This is a genomic window from Streptomyces netropsis (assembly GCF_014203545.1).
In the GTDB taxonomy this organism is placed as follows: domain Bacteria; phylum Actinomycetota; class Actinomycetes; order Streptomycetales; family Streptomycetaceae; genus Streptomyces; species Streptomyces netropsis.
Window position 1 is genome coordinate 235,328 of record NZ_JACHJG010000007.1, and the last position, 16,039, is coordinate 251,366.

The 16,039-nt window shown below is 69.7% G+C and carries 16 protein-coding genes and 2 tRNA genes; 5 read left to right on the forward strand and 13 right to left on the reverse strand.

Translation table 11 applies throughout. The features are described 5' to 3' along the window. Window positions 1-151: 151 nt before the first annotated feature. Window positions 152-2,176: a Stk1 family PASTA domain-containing Ser/Thr kinase gene (gene pknB, locus FHS38_RS18560; protein ID WP_184734738.1), complete on the forward strand. Its 2,025-nt coding sequence runs from the start codon at window positions 152-154 to the stop codon at window positions 2,174-2,176. 178 nt (window positions 2,177-2,354) lie between these two features. On the opposite strand, the gene FHS38_RS18565 is transcribed toward pknB, so the two are convergent. The 6 genes from FHS38_RS18565 to FHS38_RS18590 all read right to left on the reverse strand — a co-directional run bounded on the left by FHS38_RS18565 (window position 2,355) and on the right by FHS38_RS18590 (window position 6,427). Then, a complete protein-coding gene (locus FHS38_RS18565; protein ID WP_229822695.1) occupies window positions 2,355-3,062 on the reverse strand; it encodes a class E sortase in 708 nt (235 codons plus the stop codon). A 29-nt stretch (window positions 3,063-3,091) separates the two neighbouring features. Next, window positions 3,092-4,069: a class E sortase gene (locus FHS38_RS18570; RefSeq protein ID WP_373301835.1), complete on the reverse strand. Its 978-nt coding sequence runs from the start codon at window positions 4,067-4,069 to the stop codon at window positions 3,092-3,094. Continuing rightward, window positions 4,066-4,704, reverse strand: coding sequence for an aminodeoxychorismate/anthranilate synthase component II (locus FHS38_RS18575; RefSeq protein WP_184734740.1), 639 nt, complete (start codon window positions 4,702-4,704; stop codon window positions 4,066-4,068). The genes FHS38_RS18570 and FHS38_RS18575 overlap by 4 nt, the downstream gene beginning before the upstream one ends. Continuing rightward, window positions 4,701-4,877: a hypothetical protein gene (locus tag FHS38_RS18580; RefSeq protein WP_165451561.1), complete on the reverse strand. Its 177-nt coding sequence runs from the start codon at window positions 4,875-4,877 to the stop codon at window positions 4,701-4,703. Before FHS38_RS18580 ends, FHS38_RS18575 begins: the two co-directional genes overlap by 4 nt. A gap of 70 nt (window positions 4,878-4,947) precedes the next feature. Further along, entirely contained in the window at window positions 4,948-5,643 is a 696-nt protein-coding gene (locus FHS38_RS18585) for a class E sortase (RefSeq protein WP_184734743.1), read from the reverse strand. 19 nt (window positions 5,644-5,662) lie between these two features. Continuing rightward, window positions 5,663-6,427, reverse strand: a complete 765-nt coding sequence (locus FHS38_RS18590) for a DUF881 domain-containing protein (protein WP_184734745.1) — start codon at window positions 6,425-6,427, stop codon at window positions 5,663-5,665. Window positions 6,428-6,569: 142 nt separating this feature from the next. On the opposite strand from FHS38_RS18590, the gene crgA reads away from it, so the two are divergent. Continuing rightward, entirely contained in the window at window positions 6,570-6,827 is a 258-nt protein-coding gene (gene crgA, locus FHS38_RS35470) for a cell division protein CrgA (RefSeq protein WP_184734747.1), read from the forward strand. 333 nt (window positions 6,828-7,160) lie between these two features. Here the strand turns inward: crgA and FHS38_RS18600 are convergent, their stop codons facing one another. Both FHS38_RS18600 and FHS38_RS18605 read right to left on the reverse strand, forming a co-directional pair. Next, the gene (locus FHS38_RS18600) at window positions 7,161-8,024 is read right to left on the reverse strand and encodes a rhomboid family intramembrane serine protease (protein ID WP_184734749.1); all 864 of its coding nucleotides are present in this window, start codon (window positions 8,022-8,024) and stop codon (window positions 7,161-7,163) included. A 128-nt stretch (window positions 8,025-8,152) separates the two neighbouring features. Further along, window positions 8,153-8,680, reverse strand: a complete 528-nt coding sequence (locus FHS38_RS18605; protein ID WP_184734752.1) for a peptidylprolyl isomerase — start codon at window positions 8,678-8,680, stop codon at window positions 8,153-8,155. Window positions 8,681-8,907: 227 nt separating this feature from the next. Between FHS38_RS18605 and FHS38_RS18610 the strand changes: the two genes are divergently transcribed. Further along, window positions 8,908-9,567: a DUF5324 family protein gene (locus FHS38_RS18610; RefSeq protein WP_184734754.1), complete on the forward strand. Its 660-nt coding sequence runs from the start codon at window positions 8,908-8,910 to the stop codon at window positions 9,565-9,567. Between the two features lie 90 nt (window positions 9,568-9,657). Here the strand turns inward: FHS38_RS18610 and FHS38_RS18615 are convergent. Beyond that, window positions 9,658-9,730, reverse strand: a tRNA-Ala gene (locus tag FHS38_RS18615). A 118-nt stretch (window positions 9,731-9,848) separates the two neighbouring features. On the opposite strand from FHS38_RS18615, the gene FHS38_RS18620 reads away from it, so the two are divergent. Then, the gene (locus FHS38_RS18620; RefSeq protein ID WP_130878594.1) at window positions 9,849-10,394 is read left to right on the forward strand and encodes a helix-turn-helix domain-containing protein; all 546 of its coding nucleotides are present in this window, start codon (window positions 9,849-9,851) and stop codon (window positions 10,392-10,394) included. A 50-nt stretch (window positions 10,395-10,444) separates the two neighbouring features. After that, window positions 10,445-11,686, forward strand: coding sequence for a serine/threonine-protein kinase (locus tag FHS38_RS18625; RefSeq protein WP_184734756.1), 1,242 nt, complete (start codon window positions 10,445-10,447; stop codon window positions 11,684-11,686). Window positions 11,687-11,826: 140 nt separating this feature from the next. Here the strand turns inward: FHS38_RS18625 and FHS38_RS18630 are convergent, their stop codons facing one another. From FHS38_RS18630 to gyrA, 4 genes are all read right to left on the reverse strand, one after another. Then, window positions 11,827-11,961, reverse strand: a complete 135-nt coding sequence (locus FHS38_RS18630) for a DLW-39 family protein (RefSeq protein WP_003958712.1) — start codon at window positions 11,959-11,961, stop codon at window positions 11,827-11,829. A 216-nt stretch (window positions 11,962-12,177) separates the two neighbouring features. After that, window positions 12,178-12,251 (reverse strand) — tRNA-Ile (locus FHS38_RS18635). A 71-nt stretch (window positions 12,252-12,322) separates the two neighbouring features. Further along, window positions 12,323-12,976 (reverse strand): DUF3566 domain-containing protein, encoded by a 654-nt coding sequence (locus FHS38_RS36120; RefSeq protein ID WP_184735066.1) that lies wholly within the window; start codon window positions 12,974-12,976, stop codon window positions 12,323-12,325. Window positions 12,977-13,360: 384 nt separating this feature from the next. Further along, complete coding sequence (gene gyrA / locus FHS38_RS18645; protein WP_184734758.1) at window positions 13,361-15,997, reverse strand: DNA gyrase subunit A; 2,637 nt, start codon at window positions 15,995-15,997, stop codon at window positions 13,361-13,363. Window positions 15,998-16,039: the final 42 nt, after the last annotated feature.

Genomic DNA, 16,039 nt, shown 5'->3' on the forward strand with positions numbered 1-16,039 from the left:
TCCGTAGCCGTCCGGCCTCCGCGACGGTACCGGTCGTATATCAGGTGACGGTGGCGCCCAGGAGGCGCACGGTGCTCCGGGTACGGTATGCCCGGACAGCACACCGCCGGACCCACACCGGTGCGGTCAGGAAAACGGAAGGGCTGGAGCTATGGAAGAGCCGCGTCGCCTCGGCGGCCGGTACGAGCTGGGCTCGGTGCTCGGCCGTGGTGGCATGGCCGAGGTCTACCTCGCCCACGACACCCGGCTCGGCCGCACCGTCGCCGTGAAGACGCTCCGGGTGGACCTCGCCCGGGACCCGTCCTTCCAGGCCCGGTTCCGCCGTGAGGCCCAGTCGGCCGCCTCGCTCAACCACCCGTCGATCGTCGCCGTCTACGACACCGGCGAGGACTACGTCGACGGGGTCTCGATCCCGTACATCGTCATGGAGTACGTGGACGGGTCCACGCTGCGCGAGCTGCTGCACTCCGGCCGGAAGCTGCTTCCCGAGCGCTCGCTGGAGATGACCATCGGCGTCCTCCAGGCGCTCGAGTACTCCCACCGCGCCGGCATCGTCCACCGCGACATCAAGCCGGCGAACGTCATGCTGACGCGCACCGGCCAGGTCAAGGTCATGGACTTCGGCATCGCCCGTGCGATGGGCGACTCCGGCATGACCATGACGCAGACCGCGGCCGTCATCGGCACCGCCCAGTACCTCTCCCCCGAGCAGGCCAAGGGCGAGCAGGTCGACGCGCGGTCCGACCTGTACTCCACCGGCTGTCTGCTGTACGAACTGCTGACGGTCCGGCCCCCGTTCGTCGGCGACTCGCCCGTGGCCGTCGCCTATCAGCACGTACGGGAAGAGCCGAACCCGCCGAGCACCCACGACCCCGAGATCACGCCCGAGATGGACGCCATCGTCCTCAAGGCGCTGACCAAGGACCCGGACTACCGCTACCAGTCGGCCGACGAGATGCGCGCCGACATCGAGGCGGCCCTCGACGGCCAGCCCGTGGCCGCCACGGCCTCGCACGCCGCGGGTGGCTACGGCGCCCCCGGTGGCTACGGCGACGACCAGCCGACCACGATGCTCCGCCCGCAGGACCCGGCGGGGCAGACCTCCATGCTGCCGCCCGTGCGCGACGACGACGGCGGCTACGGCTACGACGACCGCGACGGCCGGCGCGGCGGTGGCAAGAAGAGCAACCTCTCGACGATCCTGCTGGTCGTCGCGGGCATCCTGGTGCTCGTCGGGGCGATCTTCATCGGCAAGTCGCTCTTCAGCGGCGGTGGCAACAACGATCGGGTGACGGTGCCGACCCTGACCGGCGAGTCGCTGGCCTCCGCCCAGAAGATGGGGGAGAACGGCGACTTCAAGGTCACCCAGGACGGCGAGACGTTCTGCGACCAGCCCAAGGGCAAGGTCTGCGACCAGAACCCCAAGGCCAACGCCAAGGTGGACCGCGGTTCCGAGGTCAAGGTCGTGCTGTCCAAGGGCACGGAGAAGGTCTCCGTGCCGGATGTCCGGGGATCCAAGTTCGAAGAGGCCGAGGCGGAGCTCAAGGCCAAGGGCTTCACGGTCCGGCAGAAGCAGGTGGAGTCCGACCGGACCGCCGGCATCGTGATCGACCAGGACCCCAAGGGCAGCACGAAGGCCGAGAAGGGCACGGAGATCACCCTCTCCGTCGCCTCGACCCCGGCGTCCAAGACCGTCCCGTCCGTCGTCGGCCAGCCCTTCGACGCCGCGAAGAAGCAGCTCACCGACCTCGGCTTCAAGGTCGTGAAGGACGAGGAGGAGTCGGACCAGCCACCGGGCAACGTCGTCCGGCAGAGCCCCGACGGCAACACCACCGCGCAGCCGAACTCCACGGTCACGCTCTTCGTCGCCAAGGCGGGCCAGAAGACCAGCGTGCCGGGTGTGGTCGGCCAGAAGCTCAAGGACGTCAAGAAGACGCTGACGGACGCGGGTCTGAAGGTCGGCAACATCACCGGTCCGCAGGACGACAACGCCATGGTGATGATCTCCGACCCGGTGGGCGGCACGCAGGTCCCGAAGGACACGCCGGTCAACCTCACCACCATCGCCGGCGCCCCCGGCGACACCGGCACCCCGGGCAACCCCGGTACGCCGGGCACCACCGGCGGTGACACCGGAGGCGGCCTCTTCGGCGGCCCGTTCGGCCGACGCCACTGACGCTCCGCGGGATGTCTGCCACCCCTACGGCGGCGGGCGCCCTGCGGGCGCGTCCTCAATCGCCGGACGGGCTGCATTTGCAGCCCGTCCGGCGTTTGAGGACACAGCACAGCAGCCCGTCCGGCGATTGAGGACACCACCGCGCAGCGGAGGTGTACACGCCACGGCCGGCCAGGCCCTAGCTCAGTTCCTTGGGCCGGGTGCGCTTGCTGTCGACCTTCTCGGTGCGCTCCAGCTCCGCCCAGACGATGTAGCGGTAGTCGGAGGTGTAGACGGGCGTGCAGGTCGTCAGGGTGAGGAAGCGGCCGGGCTTCTTCGCGCCGGACTCCTTCGGCAGCGGGTCCAGGACCTCGACGTTGTACTTCGAGGTCTCCCGCAGCTCGGAGTAGACCTTGTAGACGTACCAGGTGTCGCGCGTCTCGAAGACGACCGCGTCGCCGGCCTTGACCTTGTGGATGTTGTGGAACTTCGCGCCGTGGCCGTCCCGGTGGGCGGCCAGGGTGAAGTTGCCCTTCGCGTCCCACGGCATCGCGGACTTCACCGGCGCGCGGTAGAACCCCGCCACGCCCTCGTTGAGGATCTTGCTGCCGGTGCCGCTCTTGACGAGCACCTCGCCGTTCTTCATCGACGGCACGTGCAGGAAGCCGATGCCGTCCTTGGTGTCGAGGGCGCCCGGGCCCTTGGCCCAGTTCTCGCGCACGTGGTTGCCCTGCTTCTTCGACTCGCGGTCGGCCAGCACGTTCGTCCACCACAGGGAGTAGACGACGAACAGCGCCAGCAGGACGCCCAACGTGATCAGCAGTTCACCGAAGAGGCTGACGGCGGCGGCGATCTTCCCCCGTGGGCGGGTCAGGCGTTCGGGCTCGTCGTCGTCGATCCGTGCCACCGCGTCGTACCCCGATTCGCTCTGCTGTTTCACCCGACGAGGGCGTCCGGCCTTCCCTTGCTCCGGGGCCGCTCGTCGACCATCTTGCCCCAGACGATCATTCGATACGTACTGGTGAATTCCGGGGTGCAGGTGGTGAGAGTGAGGTAGCGGCCGGGCCCCTGGAAGCCGGATCCCACCGGCACAGGGGCGATGACCCCGACGTTCGCCGGCGGCGTCTGATCCAGGCGGCTCGTCATCTCATACGTGTAGAAGGTGCTGCTGGTCTCCACGACGATCTTGTCGCCGGGACGCAGCCGGTTGACGTAGCGGAACGGCTCGCCGTGGGTGTTGCGGTGCCCGGCGAGCGAGAAGTTGCCCTTCGCGTCCCAGGGCATCGCGGTCTTGAGCGGGCCCTCGGCGTAGTGCCCGACCATGCCCCGGTCGAGCACCTTGTGCTTGCCGATGCCCTCGGCGATGGGGGCCTTCACGTCCAGCTTCGGGATGTAGATGATCGCGAAGCCCTGGCCGGGTGAGAACGCCCCGGCGGCCCGGTCCTCCCCGCCGCTCTCCTCCCAGGCGTGCTGGAGGTTGTTCGCGGCTCCGCCCGCCTGGCGCTGGGCGATCACGTTCGTCCACCACAGCTGGTAGGCGACGAACAGCAGCATCAGCGCGCCCACGGTGATGAACAGCTCGCCCGTCAGCCGGCTCACGATCACCCCGACGCTGTCCTTGCGCGCCCGCTGCGCCCGCCGGGCCGCTTTGCGCCGCTCCGCGCGCCCCCCGGTGGGCGGCCCCGCGGCCGGCTCCCGGACCCGGCGCAGCGTCATCGTCGCGTGGTCCTCGGGGGGCAGCGGCTGTGACACCGCCCGTGCGGGGCCCTCCGCGCCCGCTACGGGCTCTGTGGGGCCCATCGGGGCCGCCGGGTACCAGGAGGGCTCCTGGTGCTGTTGTGGCGTCAGCCACGGGCTCTGCTCGGTGTCTTGTGGCGTCAGCCACGGGTCCCGCTCGGGGCGGAGCGAGGTCACGCCCCGGCCTTGCCCACCACCGGGGCGAGCCCCGCCGAGCGGTCCACCGCCCCCGCGTCACCACAGGCGACCAGCCAGTTGGCGAGCATCCGGTGCCCCCACTCCGTGAGCACCGACTCGGGGTGGAACTGCACCCCTTCGACCGGCAGATCGCGGTGTCTGAGCCCCATCGCGACGCCGCTCTCGGTCCAGGCGGTGATCTCCAGCTCGTCCGGCCAGGTCTCCCGCTCGACCGCGAGGGAGTGATAGCGGGTGGCGGTGAACGGCGACGGCAGCCCCCGGAAGACGCCCGTCCCCTCGTGGGTCACCAGGGAGGTCTTGCCGTGCAGCAGCTCGGGCGCCCGCCCGACCACCCCGCCGTACGCGACCGCCATCGACTGCATCCCCAGGCACACCCCGAAGACCGGCACCCCGGTCTCCGCGCAGTGCCGCACCATGTCGATGCAGACGCCCGCCTGCTCCGGCGCGCCCGGGCCGGGGGACAGCAGCACCCCGTCGAAGCCGTCCTGCGCGTGGCGCAGCTCGACCTCGTCGTTGCGCAGCACCTCGCATTCGGCGCCCAGTTGATAGAGGTACTGGACGAGGTTGAAGACGAAGCTGTCGTAGTTGTCCACGACGAGGATGCGTGCGCTCATCGGTTCACCGCCATTCCGTTGTCGACCGTCACATCGTTGAACGGCAGCAGCGGTTCCGCCCAGGGGAAGACGTACTGGAAGAGGACGTACACGATCGCCAGCACGAGCAGCAGCGAGATCAGCGCCCGCACCCATGCGTTGCCCGGCAGATGACGCCAGATCCAGACGTACATGCTGTCCCTACTCGCCGATGACGTAGTCGATTGCAGCACCAGACTAAAGGGCGGCACCGCCGGTGGGTGGTCAGCCGGACAAAGCCGTCGGCCTGCCGTCGGCGATGGGCGAGGTGGCGTCCAAGTGCGCCCAGACGATCAGCCGGTGGCTGTGTCCCCACTCGGGTTCACAGGTCGTGAGGGTCAGATAGCGGCCCGGTCCGCGGTAGCCCGCCTTCGCCGGCACCGGGTCGATGACGCCGAGGTCGTCGGGCCGGGTGCGGTACGGGGGGCGGTCGACGCGGTAGGTGAACCAGGTGGTCCCGTCCGTCAGCACCACCGCGTCGCCGGGCCGCAGCCGGGGGACGTCCTTGAAGGGGTCGCCGTGCGTGCGACGGTGGCCGGCGACGGCGAAGTTGCCCGTCGCGCCGAGGCGCGCGGTGCGCTCGTAGTGCCCGAGGCCCTTCTTGAGCAGCTCGGGCCCGGTGCCCTCCAGCACGGGCTTGGCCCAGCCGGCGCCGAAGCGCGGGACGTACATGACGGCGAAGGACGCGCCGGGCGGGCGGGCCTTCGCCGGGGGCGGCGGCGCTCCGGCGGCGGCCTCGCCGGCGCGCCCGGCGACCGGCCCCGTCGACCACGCGTCCTGGAGCCGGCCGATCTCGTCGTTCATGGCGCTGTCGGCGCGGACTCCGGTCCAGTACAGGACGTAGACGACGAACAGGACGATCAGCGTGCCGACGGTGACGCAGAGCTCGCTGAGCGTTCGGACGACCAGTCGTACCCTCACCGGCCGGCCCCCTCCCGGGTCACCCCATGGGCTTCGCGTAGTGGAGATCCACTGTGCCCGAGTAGCCGGGAAGAGTCACCGCGTCGTGCTGGTCGACTTTCCAGCCGAGCCCGTAGGCGTTCACGTACTGGAGGTAGTTCTGGATCGTGGGGGAGGTGTCGAGGGCCCTGCGCAGCAGCCCGCGGTCGCCGACGGCCGTCACCTTGTACGGCGGAGAGTAGACGCGGCCCTGGAGGATGAGCGTGTTGCCGACGCAGCGCACCGCGCTGGTGGAGATCAGCCGCTGGTCCATGACCTCGATGCCCTTGGCACCGCCGCGCCACAGGGCGTTGACGACGGCTTGGAGGTCCTGCTGATGGATCACCAGGTCGTTGGGCTGGGGCTGGGGGATGCCGGGGATCCGGGCGGTGGCGTTGGGCGGCGCGTCGGTGAGGGTCACCGTCAGGCCCGTACCGCTGAGCTCGGTGGTGCCGGCGGCGTGCTCCAGGGCGTTGAGTTTCTTGTCCTGGGCGGCGGTGTTGCCGTTGTCGCGGCGGGCGAGCGCGTCGACCTTGGAACGCATGCCCGCGGCGCTGTCGTCGAGGTCGGCGTTCTTGCGGCTGCGCTCCTGAATGAGGTCGGAGAGTCGCAGCATCGAGTCGTCGGTGCGGATGTTGGTGCCGCGGGCCGTATTGAAGCTGGTGAAGAAGAGAAGCCCGGCGAGCGCAAAGACTCCGGCGGTCAGCAGCCGCACCGGTCGGAATCGCCGGGAAGGCGTGCTGGTGGAGTCCGCAGAATTACTCAACGTACCCTTATCCTCTCCGACGCCGCGGAAGCACTACGCTAACGGACGCCCGGGGGAACGAAGCGCTCCCGTCGCTCCCGCCCCGGCAGCCAGCCTTGTATCCCCCGCGCGGTTACGCAGCGCATCGACAGGAGAGTTCCTCGTGCCGAAGTCACGGATCCGCAAGAAGGACGACTTCACTCCACCGCCGGTGAAGACACAGAATCTGAAGCTGGGCAGCAGCGGACGCGGCTGGGTGGCCCCACTGATGCTGGCCATGTTCCTGATCGGGCTGGCCTGGATCGTGCTCTTCTACGTGACGAGCGGCGACATGCCGGTGGAGTCCCTGCGCAACTGGAACATCGTGGTGGGCTTCGGCTTCATCGCGGCGGGGTTCGTGGTCTCCACGCAGTGGAAGTAGCGCCGGGACCGCACCCGGGGGAGACCGTGGCGCGACCCGTCGGGAACGCCTCGGCGCAAGCCATCCCCTGAGCCTTCCAGCGAGTTATCCACATCCTCGTCCACAGTGGGGAAAACTCAGAAGATCTGTGGATAACTTCCTCGGCGTTGACGCCGGTGTGACTGATCGCAAGCACTGCGTATCGTCGTCGCACCGGCGTCTTCCAGCGGAAACACGGCCCCGCACGGCCGGGAACACGCGTTCCCCACATCGTGCACAAGATCCGACGCTCGCTGTGGACAACCGCCGCTCATCTGTGCCGCCGCTGCCCGATCCGGTGGTCCCGGGACCCGCTCAGCCCGCGAGCTGGAGCGTCCGTACGGCCACCACCGCGACGATCACCAGCAGCGCCGCTCCACAGGTCGCGTACTGCACCAGCGCCCGTTTGTCCCGGGGGGCGTGCACCAGGCCGAAGGCCACCGCCGTGCCCACCACCAGGCCGCCGACGTGCGCCTCCCAGGAGATGTTCGACCAGGTGAAGGTGAAGATCAGATTGAGCACGAGCAGCGCGACGACCGGGCGCATGTCGTAGTTCAGCCGCCGCAGCAGCACGGCCGTCGCGCCCAGCAGACCGAAGATCGCACCGGAGGCACCGAGCGAGGGCTGGTTCGGCGCGGCGACGAGATAGGCCAGCGCGCTGCCGCCCAGACCGGACAGCACGTACAGCGCCAGATAGCGGACCCGGCCGAGCGCGGCCTCCAGCGGCGGGCCGAGGAACCACAGCGAGAGCATGTTGAAGGCGATGTGCATCGGCTCCTGGTGCAGGAACGTCGCCGTCAGCAGGCGGTACCACTGCCCCTCGGCGACCCCTTCCAGCGGGGTGAAGGGCGTGAGCGCCGCCCGGCCGAAGAGCTCCAAGTCGTCGACGACCCGGTCGCCGACGCTCAGCACCACGATCCACAGGGCGACGTTCATCCCCAGCAGGATCTTGGTCACCAGTCGCGGATCCGCGACATGGGTGCCGCCGGCGATCGTGCGCGGCGTCTGCGCCCGCGGGTGGTGGCCCGTGCCGGAACCGCCGGCCACGCACTCCGGGCACTGGAACCCGACCGAGGCGCTGACCATGCAATCCGGGCAGATCGGCCGCTCGCAGCGGACGCAGCGGATACCGGTCTCCCGGTCCGGATGCCGGTAACAACCGACAGCCTGGTCGTTCATGCTCTCCCCTTGCCCCGGTCGGCGGACCGGTATGCGAGACACGGCCCCGCCCGTCATACGGACGGGCGGGACACGGGGTTCCCGTACGGGAGCGAGCCCTCGCGACGAGACCCGGCGGGTGACGAGACCTAGCGGGTCTCGATCACGACCGACTCGATGACGACGTCGTTGACCGGGCGGTCGGTGCGCGGGTTGGTCTGGGCGGCGGCGATCGCGTCCACGACCTTCTTGCCGGCCTCGCTGACGACCTCGCCGAAGATGGTGTGCTTGCCGGTCAGCCACGTGGTGGGCGACACGGTGATGAAGAACTGCGAGCCGTTGGTGCCCGGGCCGGCGTTGGCCATGGCCAGCAGGTACGGCTTGTTGAAGGACAGGTCCGGGTGGAACTCGTCCGCGAACTTGTAGCCGGGACCGCCGGTGCCGTTGCCGAGCGGGTCGCCGCCCTGGATCATGAATCCCTCGATGACGCGGTGGAAGACCGTGCCGTCGTACAGCTTGTCCGTGGTCTTCTGGCCCGTCTCCGGGTTCACCCACTCGCGCTCACCCTTGGCGAGCTCGACGAAGTTCTTGACCGTCTTCGGCGCGTGGTTCGGCAGGAGCCGCACCTCGATGTCCCCGTTGTTGGTCTTCAGGGTGGCGTAGAGCTGCTCGGCCACGATCTACCTTCCATAGTCTTCGCTGACAGCCACCGATCCTCGCACGGACGGGATCGCGGCGAGTAGCCACCAAACCGCCGCGCGCGGCGGCAAAAGGTGGCATTGTCGAACGAAGCTCCCCCATGACCCGAATGCCCGCCCTCACATGCCGGACCACGCACGTCCAGGCATGATTTTCCACTGGGTGGAAAGGCGAAAAACCGTACGCCACCGAGGAGGAGGTTCTCGTGACCCGCAAGGACAGCGTGCTCGCCGCGACCAGCACGGCGAAGGACAGCGTGCGGCACGCCGCGGAGGTGGTGGCGCCCTACGCCGGCACGGCCAAGGACGCGGCCGTGCACTTCGCGCACGAAGCTCGTGCCCAGCTCGCGCCGAAGGTGGAGGCCGCCGCGCGGCAGGCCAGGATCAGCGCCGGCGAGCAGTACCACGCCCACCTGGCACCGCGGCTCGAACATGCCCGTGGCTCCCTCCCGCCGAAGGTGGACCAGGCCGCCGTGCGCGCCCGCGCCGCCGCCGAGCCGGTCCGGGACGAGGCGGTCTCCCGGGGCGCGGCCACCCTCGCCGCGCTGCGCGGCCAGGTGTCGGCGGCCGACGTCGAGCGGCTCGTGAGGCGGCGCGACCGGCGCTGCCGGATGGGCCGGGCGGCCAAGCGGCTCGCGGTGCTCGGGCTGCTCGCGGGCGGCGCGTTCGCCGTATGGAAGTGGTGGGACAAGCAGGCCAACCCCGACTGGCTGGTCGAGCCCCCGGCCCCCACCGAGATCGCCGACCGCGCCCCGCTGAGCTCGGTCGACGGCAGCGGCGCGGCCCTGGACCCCGAGGTGCAGGCCAAGCAGGCGGAGGCCGAAGCAGGCAACGGCCCGGCCGAGGAGCGCGGCGACCAGCGCTGACCTGCCATAACGGCGCGGGAACCCCGCGCGGGCGACAAAAAGCCGCGAGGCGGAAGACCCTAAGGTCTTCCGCCTCGCGGCTTGTGTTTGTGGAGCCTAGGAGAGTCGAACTCCTGACATCCGCCATGCAAAGACGGCGCTCTACCAACTGAGCTAAGGCCCCTTCGCCGATCAGGATACCCGGTACCGGCGCTCTTTCCCGACCGGGTATCGCCGGGGCCTACCGCTCTCCGTAGGATGCACCGCAAGATTCGCGGCAGCGAAGCGAAGGGGAGAGCGAGATGGACGCAGCACAGCAGGAAGCCACCGCCCGTGCACGGGAGCTACAGCGCAGCTGGTACGGGGAGCCTTTGGGGGCGCTCTTCCGCCGTCTCATCGACGATCTCGGCCTGAACCAGGCCCGTCTCGCCTCCGTCCTCGGCCTGTCCGCGCCCATGCTCTCGCAGCTGATGAGCGGTCAGCGGGCGAAGATCGGCAACCCGGCCGTGGTGCAGCGGGTCCAGGCGCTGCAGGAGCTTTCCAGCCAGGTCGCGGACGGCAGCGTGAGCGCCGCCGAGGCCGCGGAGCGCATGGAGGAGGTCAAGAAGACCTCCGGCGGATCGGTCCTCAACTCCACCCAGACGACGGCCAGCAGCGGCGCGCCGACCGTCCGCCGGGTGGTGCGCGAGATCCAGTCGCTGCTGCGGTCCGTGGCCGGTGCCGGGGACATCATCGACGCCGCCGGGACGCTCGCCCCCACCCACCCCGAACTCGCCGAGTTCCTCCGGGTCTACGGCGCCGGACGGACCGCCGAAGCCGTCGCGCACTACGAGGCGCACCAGAGCTGACCGTGCCGGGGTGGGACTGAGCGGGGCTGGGGCGGGGGCGAAGCGGCGCGATGGGTGAGGTCTTCGCCGGTCGGTACGAGCTGGTGGACCCGATCGGACGCGGCGGCGTGGGGGCCGTGTGGCGGGCGTGGGACCAGCGCCGACGGCGATATGTGGCGGCCAAGGTGCTCCAGCAGAGCGACGCCCACACGCTGCTGAGATTCGTCCGGGAACAGGCACTGCGGATCGACCATCCCCATGTGCTGGCGCCGATGAGCTGGGCGGCGGACGACGACAAGGTGCTGTTCACCATGGACGTGGTGAGCGGTGGCTCGCTCGCCCATCTCATCGGTGACTACGGGCCGTTACCGCCGCGGTTCGTGTGCGTGCTGCTCGACCAATTGCTGTCCGGGCTCACGGCGGTGCACGCGGAGGGCGTGGTGCACCGGGACATCAAACCGGCCAATATCCTCCTGGAGGCGACCGGGACGGGACGTCCGCATTTGCGGCTCTCCGATTTCGGGATCGCCATGCGCAAGGGCGAGCCGCGGCTGACGGACACCAACTATGTGATGGGCACGCCCGGTTACTTCGCCCCGGAGCAAATGCTGGGCGAGGAACCGGATTTCCCCGCCGACCTCTTCGCCGTCGGCCTGGTGACCCTGTATCTCATCACGGGCCGCAAACCCGACGCCGAGGCGCTCGTACGACGCTTCACCGAGCACGGCACGCCGAACGCGCCCGAGGACGTGCCGGAGCCGCTCTGGCAGGTGATCGCGAATCTGCTGCAACCCGATCCGTACGCGCGCTTCCGCACGGCCACGGGGGCCCGGAAGGCCCTCGCGGCCGCGGTGGAGCTGCTCCCCGAGCCCGCCCCGGACGAGGAGCCCATCGAGGTCTTCGACCAGCTCGGCCCGCTGCCTCCGGGCTTCGGCCCGAACGGCCCCTGCCCGGGGCGGGATCCGGCGCCCGACGCGGACGAGGAACCCCCTCCGGCAGCCCCCGCGGAGCCCGATCCGGAATCCGGTGCGGAACCCGGTACGGAATCCCGGCCCGCACCCCGCTCGGAGCCCGAGCCCGCGGCCCTGGCGCCCCCTCAGCCCGCCTATCCGCCCACGCGGCCCTACACCGCCCCGCAGCCGCTCCCGCGGCCCGTTCCCCCGCCTCCCGGCACCCCGGCCGGCGGGGCCGTCCCCGCACCCCCGCCGGGGCGGCCGAAGCGGCCGGGACCGCCCCCGAAGGTGGCGGTCCCGGTGTTGGTCTTCGCGCTGCTCTGCCTGGCGGTCGGCATCTGGGCGCTCACCGTCAGCTGATTCACTTTCGCAATCATTTTATTTGCGTTAGCGAATATCTGTCGTGTCGCCGGGGACGCCGGACGCGTATCGCGGGGACCCCGAAAGACGAAGGGGCCCGGCCGCTTCAGCGGCCGGGCCCCTTCGAGGACTCGTTTGTCTCACACACCCGAACCTGCGGGCACGGAGTCGGTCGCCTCCGTCCACAGATCCTGCTCGGCGCGATCCGCCTGGATCTGGCGGTACACGAGGAGTCCGCCGATGGCGGCCAGTGCGACCAGGAGCAGCTTCTTCACCGCGCGACCTCGTCTTTCCTTGACGTAAGGGGACCTCTGGTGGCCGATGATACACACCGGCCGATACCGATCGGTTACCTGTGCCGGACCCTTGCCGGGTCCTCTGTGACCTGAAACACCATCCCCGACACCATCGCCGCGACGGCCCCAACTCCCCCTCCGGGGAAAACAGATCGGCCCGGGCGGAGAATTCTCCGTCCGGGCCGATCGTGCCGGTGGGGCTAACAGGACTTGAACCTGTGGCCTCTTCCTTATCAGGGAAGCGCTCTAACCGTCTGAGCTATAGCCCCGCGCTGCACCGAAAGATTAGCGCACCTTGGGCCCAGTCCCAAAATCGGCCGGGCCCAGGTCCGGGTGGACGTTATTCGTCCTCGGCGAGCGTCAGCTCCACGCCGCCGACGAAACCGGCGGAGAGGTTGTAGATGAAGGCGCCCAGCGTCGCCAGGGCGGTCGCCAGCACCACGTTGATGACCGCGATCACGGAGGTGAACAGCAGGACGCGGGGCAGCGACAGGAAGGACTGGAGGTCGAAGCCGCCGCCCTCGCTGGAGTCCGTGGCGTCGCTGATGGTGCCGCCGACGGCCGAGAAGACGCCCATGGCGTCCATGACCCCCCACAGCACCGCCGCCGCCACGATCGTGCAGATGCCCAGCGCGATCGACAGCAGGAAGCTGACCTTCATCACCGACCACGGGTCGGCCTTGGCCACCCGCAGCCGTGCCTTGCGCGTACGCGGCGCCGGACGGGGCGCGGAGCGCTGCTGCGGGACCGAGGCGCCCGGCTGCGGCCCGGCGGGCCGCTCGGCCTTCACAGGGGCCTTGGCGGGGTTCTTGGCGGCCTTGGCCGCGCTCTTGGGGGCAGTGCCCTTGGGAGCGGAGCCCTTGGGGGCCGGCGCGGCCCCCTCGGCGCCCCCGGCAGCGCCCGCGGCGGAAGCGGAAGCAGAAGCGGAACGCTCCGCCGGAGGCTCGTAGGCCTTCGGCGGGTGGTAGGGCTTCGGGTCCTTGGTGTCCGTCACAGGGCCCCCCTTGGTCTCGGCGGTGGTGCCGCCCTTGGCCGCGGGTGTCTCCCCGCCCTCGGCGGCGGACGCGGTCCCGCCCTTGGCGACGGTGCCGGCGTCCTTGGCAGCGGTGTCAGCAGCTTTGGCAGCGGTATCCGCAGCCTTGGGAGCGGCGTCCGCCCCCTTGGCCGCGGTGTCGGCACCCTTGGCGCCGGTGTCAGCGCCCTTGGCCGCGGTGCCCGCGACCCTGGGGTCGGGGACGGCCGCCCCGCCCTTGGCCCCGGAAGTATCCGCGGATACGCCGGAGCCACGGGCGCCGGCTTTATCGGTTGCGGGTCCGGCGGGACTGCGCCGCTTGGCACCCGCACCGCCTGCCGCGGCGCCCGTGGCTCGACTCACGAATTACTCCTCGGTGTCCTCGGCCGGGGGCTCCGTGCCCTCGGCCACCTCGGGCCCGTCGCCTGCGGCTGCGTCGGCCAACTCTTCGACCTCTTCAGCCTCGCGACCGGCCTCGGCGTTCCTGGCGATACCCACAACGGCATCGCGCTTGCCCAAGTTGATCAGCTGGACGCCCATGGTGTCACGGCCCGTTTCCCTGACCTCGTTGACCCGGGTGCGGATGACACCGCCCCCGAGCGTGATGGCCAGGATCTCGTCGGTCTCCTCGACCACCAGGGCACCGACCAGCGAGCCACGATCCTCCACGATCTTGGCGGCCTTGATACCGAGGCCACCTCGACCCTGAACGCGGTACTCGTCGACGTTCGTCCGCTTCGCGTATCCACCGTCGGTGGCGGTGAAGACGAAAGTACCGGCCCGGACGACATTCATCGAGAGCAGCTCGTCACCCTCGCGGAAGCTCATGCCCTTGACGCCGGAGGTGGCGCGGCCCATCGGGCGGAGCGCTTCGTCCGTGGCGGTGAACCGGATCGACTGGGCCTTCTTGCTGACCAGCAGCAGATCGTCCTCGGCCGAGACCAGCTCCGCGCCGATCAGCTCGTCCTCGGCACCGCTGTCCGTCTCGCGGAGGTTGATCGCGATGACACCGCCGGAGCGGGGCGAGTCGTAGTCCTTGAGCGGGGTCTTCTTCACCAGACCGGACTTGGTGGCCAGCACCAGGTACGGGGCGACGTCGTAGTCGCGGACGGCGAGGATCTGGGCGATCTTCTCGTCCGGCTGGAAAGCCAGCAGGTTCGCCACGTGCTGACCGCGCGCGTCCCGGCCGGCGTCCGGCAGCTCGTACGCCTTGGCGCGGTAGACCCGGCCCTTGTTGGTGAAGAAGAGCAGCCAGTGGTGCGTGGTGGAGACGAAGAAGTGGTCGACGATGTCGTCCTGCTTCAGCTTCGTGCCCCGGACGCCCTTGCCGCCGCGCTTCTGCGAGCGGTAGTCCTCGGTCTTGGTGCGCTTGACGTAGCCACCGTTGGTGATGGTGACGACGATGTCCTCCTCGGCGATCAGGTCCTCGATGGACATGTCACCGTCGAAGGGGATCAGCTTGGAGCGCCGGTCGTCGCCGAACTTCTCGACGATCGCGTTGAGTTCCTCGCTGATGATCATCCGCTGCCGCTCGGGCGAGGCGAGGATCGCGTTGTACTCGTTGATCTTCGCCTGGAGCTCGTCGTGCTCGGCGGTGATCTTCTGGTGCTCCAGGGCCGCCAGACGGCGCAGCTGCATCTCCAGGATCGCGTTCGCCTGGATCTCGTCGATCTCCAGCAGGCCCATCAGGCCCTCACGCGCGATCTCGACCGTGTTGCTGCGTCGGATCAGCGCGATGACCTCGTCGATCGCGTCGAGCGCCTTGAGCAGACCGCGCAGGATGTGGGCGCGCTCCTCGGCCTTGCGCAGCCGGAAGCGGGTGCGCCGGACGATGACCTCGACCTGGTGGGTGACCCAGTTGCGGATGAAGGCGTCGATCGAGAGGGTGCGCGGCACCCCGTCGACGAGCGCCAGCATGTTCGCGCCGAAGTTCGTCTGGAGGTCGGTGTGCTTGTAGAGGTTGTTGAGCACGACCTTCGCGACGGCGTCACGCTTGAGCACGACGACCAGGCGCTGGCCCGTACGGGAGGAGGTCTCGTCGCGGACGTCGGCGATGCCGCCGACCTTGCCGTCCTTCACCAGGTCGGCGATCTTCTGCGCGAGGTTGTCCGGGTTGACCTGGTAGGGCAGCTCGGTGACGACCAGGCACTGACGGCCCTGGATCTCCTCGACGGCGACGACCGCGCGCATGGTGATCGAGCCACGGCCGGTGCGGTAGGCCTCCTCGATGCCCTTGCGGCCGACCACGAGGGCGCCGGTCGGGAAGTCGGGGCCCTTGATCCGCTCGATGAGCGCCTCGAGCAGCTCCTCGGAGCTCGCCTCGGGGTTGGCCAGGAACCACTGGGCTCCCTCGGCCACCTCGCGCAGGTTGTGCGGCGGGATGTTGGTGGCCATACCGACCGCGATGCCCGCCGAACCGTTGATCAGCAGGTTCGGGAAGCGGGCCGGCAGGACCGTCGGCTCCTGGTTGCGGCCGTCGTAGTTGTCCTGGAAGTCGACGGTCTCCTCGTCGATGTCCCGGAGCATCTCCATCGACAGCGGCATCATCTTGCACTCGGTGTACCGCATGGCGGCGGCCGGGTCGTTGCCCGGGGAACCGAAGTTGCCGTTGGAGTCCACCAGCGGCATGCGCATCGACCAGTGCTGGGCGAGGCGCACGAGCGCGTCGTAGATCGAGGAGTCGCCGTGCGGGTGGTACGTACCCATGACGTCACCGACGACGCGGGCGCACTTGTAGAAGCCCTTCTCGGGCCGGTAGCCGCCGTCGTACATCGCGTAGAGCACCCGGCGGTGGACCGGCTTGAGGCCGTCCCGCACATCGGGGAGCGCACGCGAGACGATCACGCTCATCGCGTAGTCGAGGTACGAGCGCTGCATCTCGGTCTCGAGCCCGACGGGCTCGACGCGCATCCCCACGCCCTCGAGGGGGGCGGGCGCGCCCTCGGGCGTCACCTCGGGGATCACGGGAGCGGGGGCAGGGGTATCGGGAGTCTCGTCGGCCATTGCTGTTCAAAGTCCTTTCGCGCTGCGGCTGTTTCTCGTGGG

What these genes read in the sequence shown, in the direction of transcription:
- FHS38_RS18580 (WP_165451561.1), bottom strand. Translation starts at nt 4,877, where the DNA reads ATGTACGTCTGGATCTGGCGTCATCTGCCGGGCAACGCATGGGTGCGG.
- FHS38_RS18625 (WP_184734756.1), top strand. Translation starts at nt 10,445, where the DNA reads ATGGGTGAGGTCTTCGCCGGTCGGTACGAGCTGGTGGACCCGATCGGA.
- pknB (WP_184734738.1), top strand. Translation starts at nt 152, where the DNA reads ATGGAAGAGCCGCGTCGCCTCGGCGGCCGGTACGAGCTGGGCTCGGTG.
- FHS38_RS18600 (WP_184734749.1), bottom strand. Translation starts at nt 8,024, where the DNA reads ATGAACGACCAGGCTGTCGGTTGTTACCGGCATCCGGACCGGGAGACC.
- FHS38_RS18575 (WP_184734740.1), bottom strand. Translation starts at nt 4,704, where the DNA reads ATGAGCGCACGCATCCTCGTCGTGGACAACTACGACAGCTTCGTCTTC.
- gyrA (WP_184734758.1), bottom strand. Translation starts at nt 15,997, where the DNA reads ATGGCCGACGAGACTCCCGATACCCCTGCCCCCGCTCCCGTGATCCCC.
- FHS38_RS18620 (WP_130878594.1), top strand. Translation starts at nt 9,849, where the DNA reads ATGGACGCAGCACAGCAGGAAGCCACCGCCCGTGCACGGGAGCTACAG.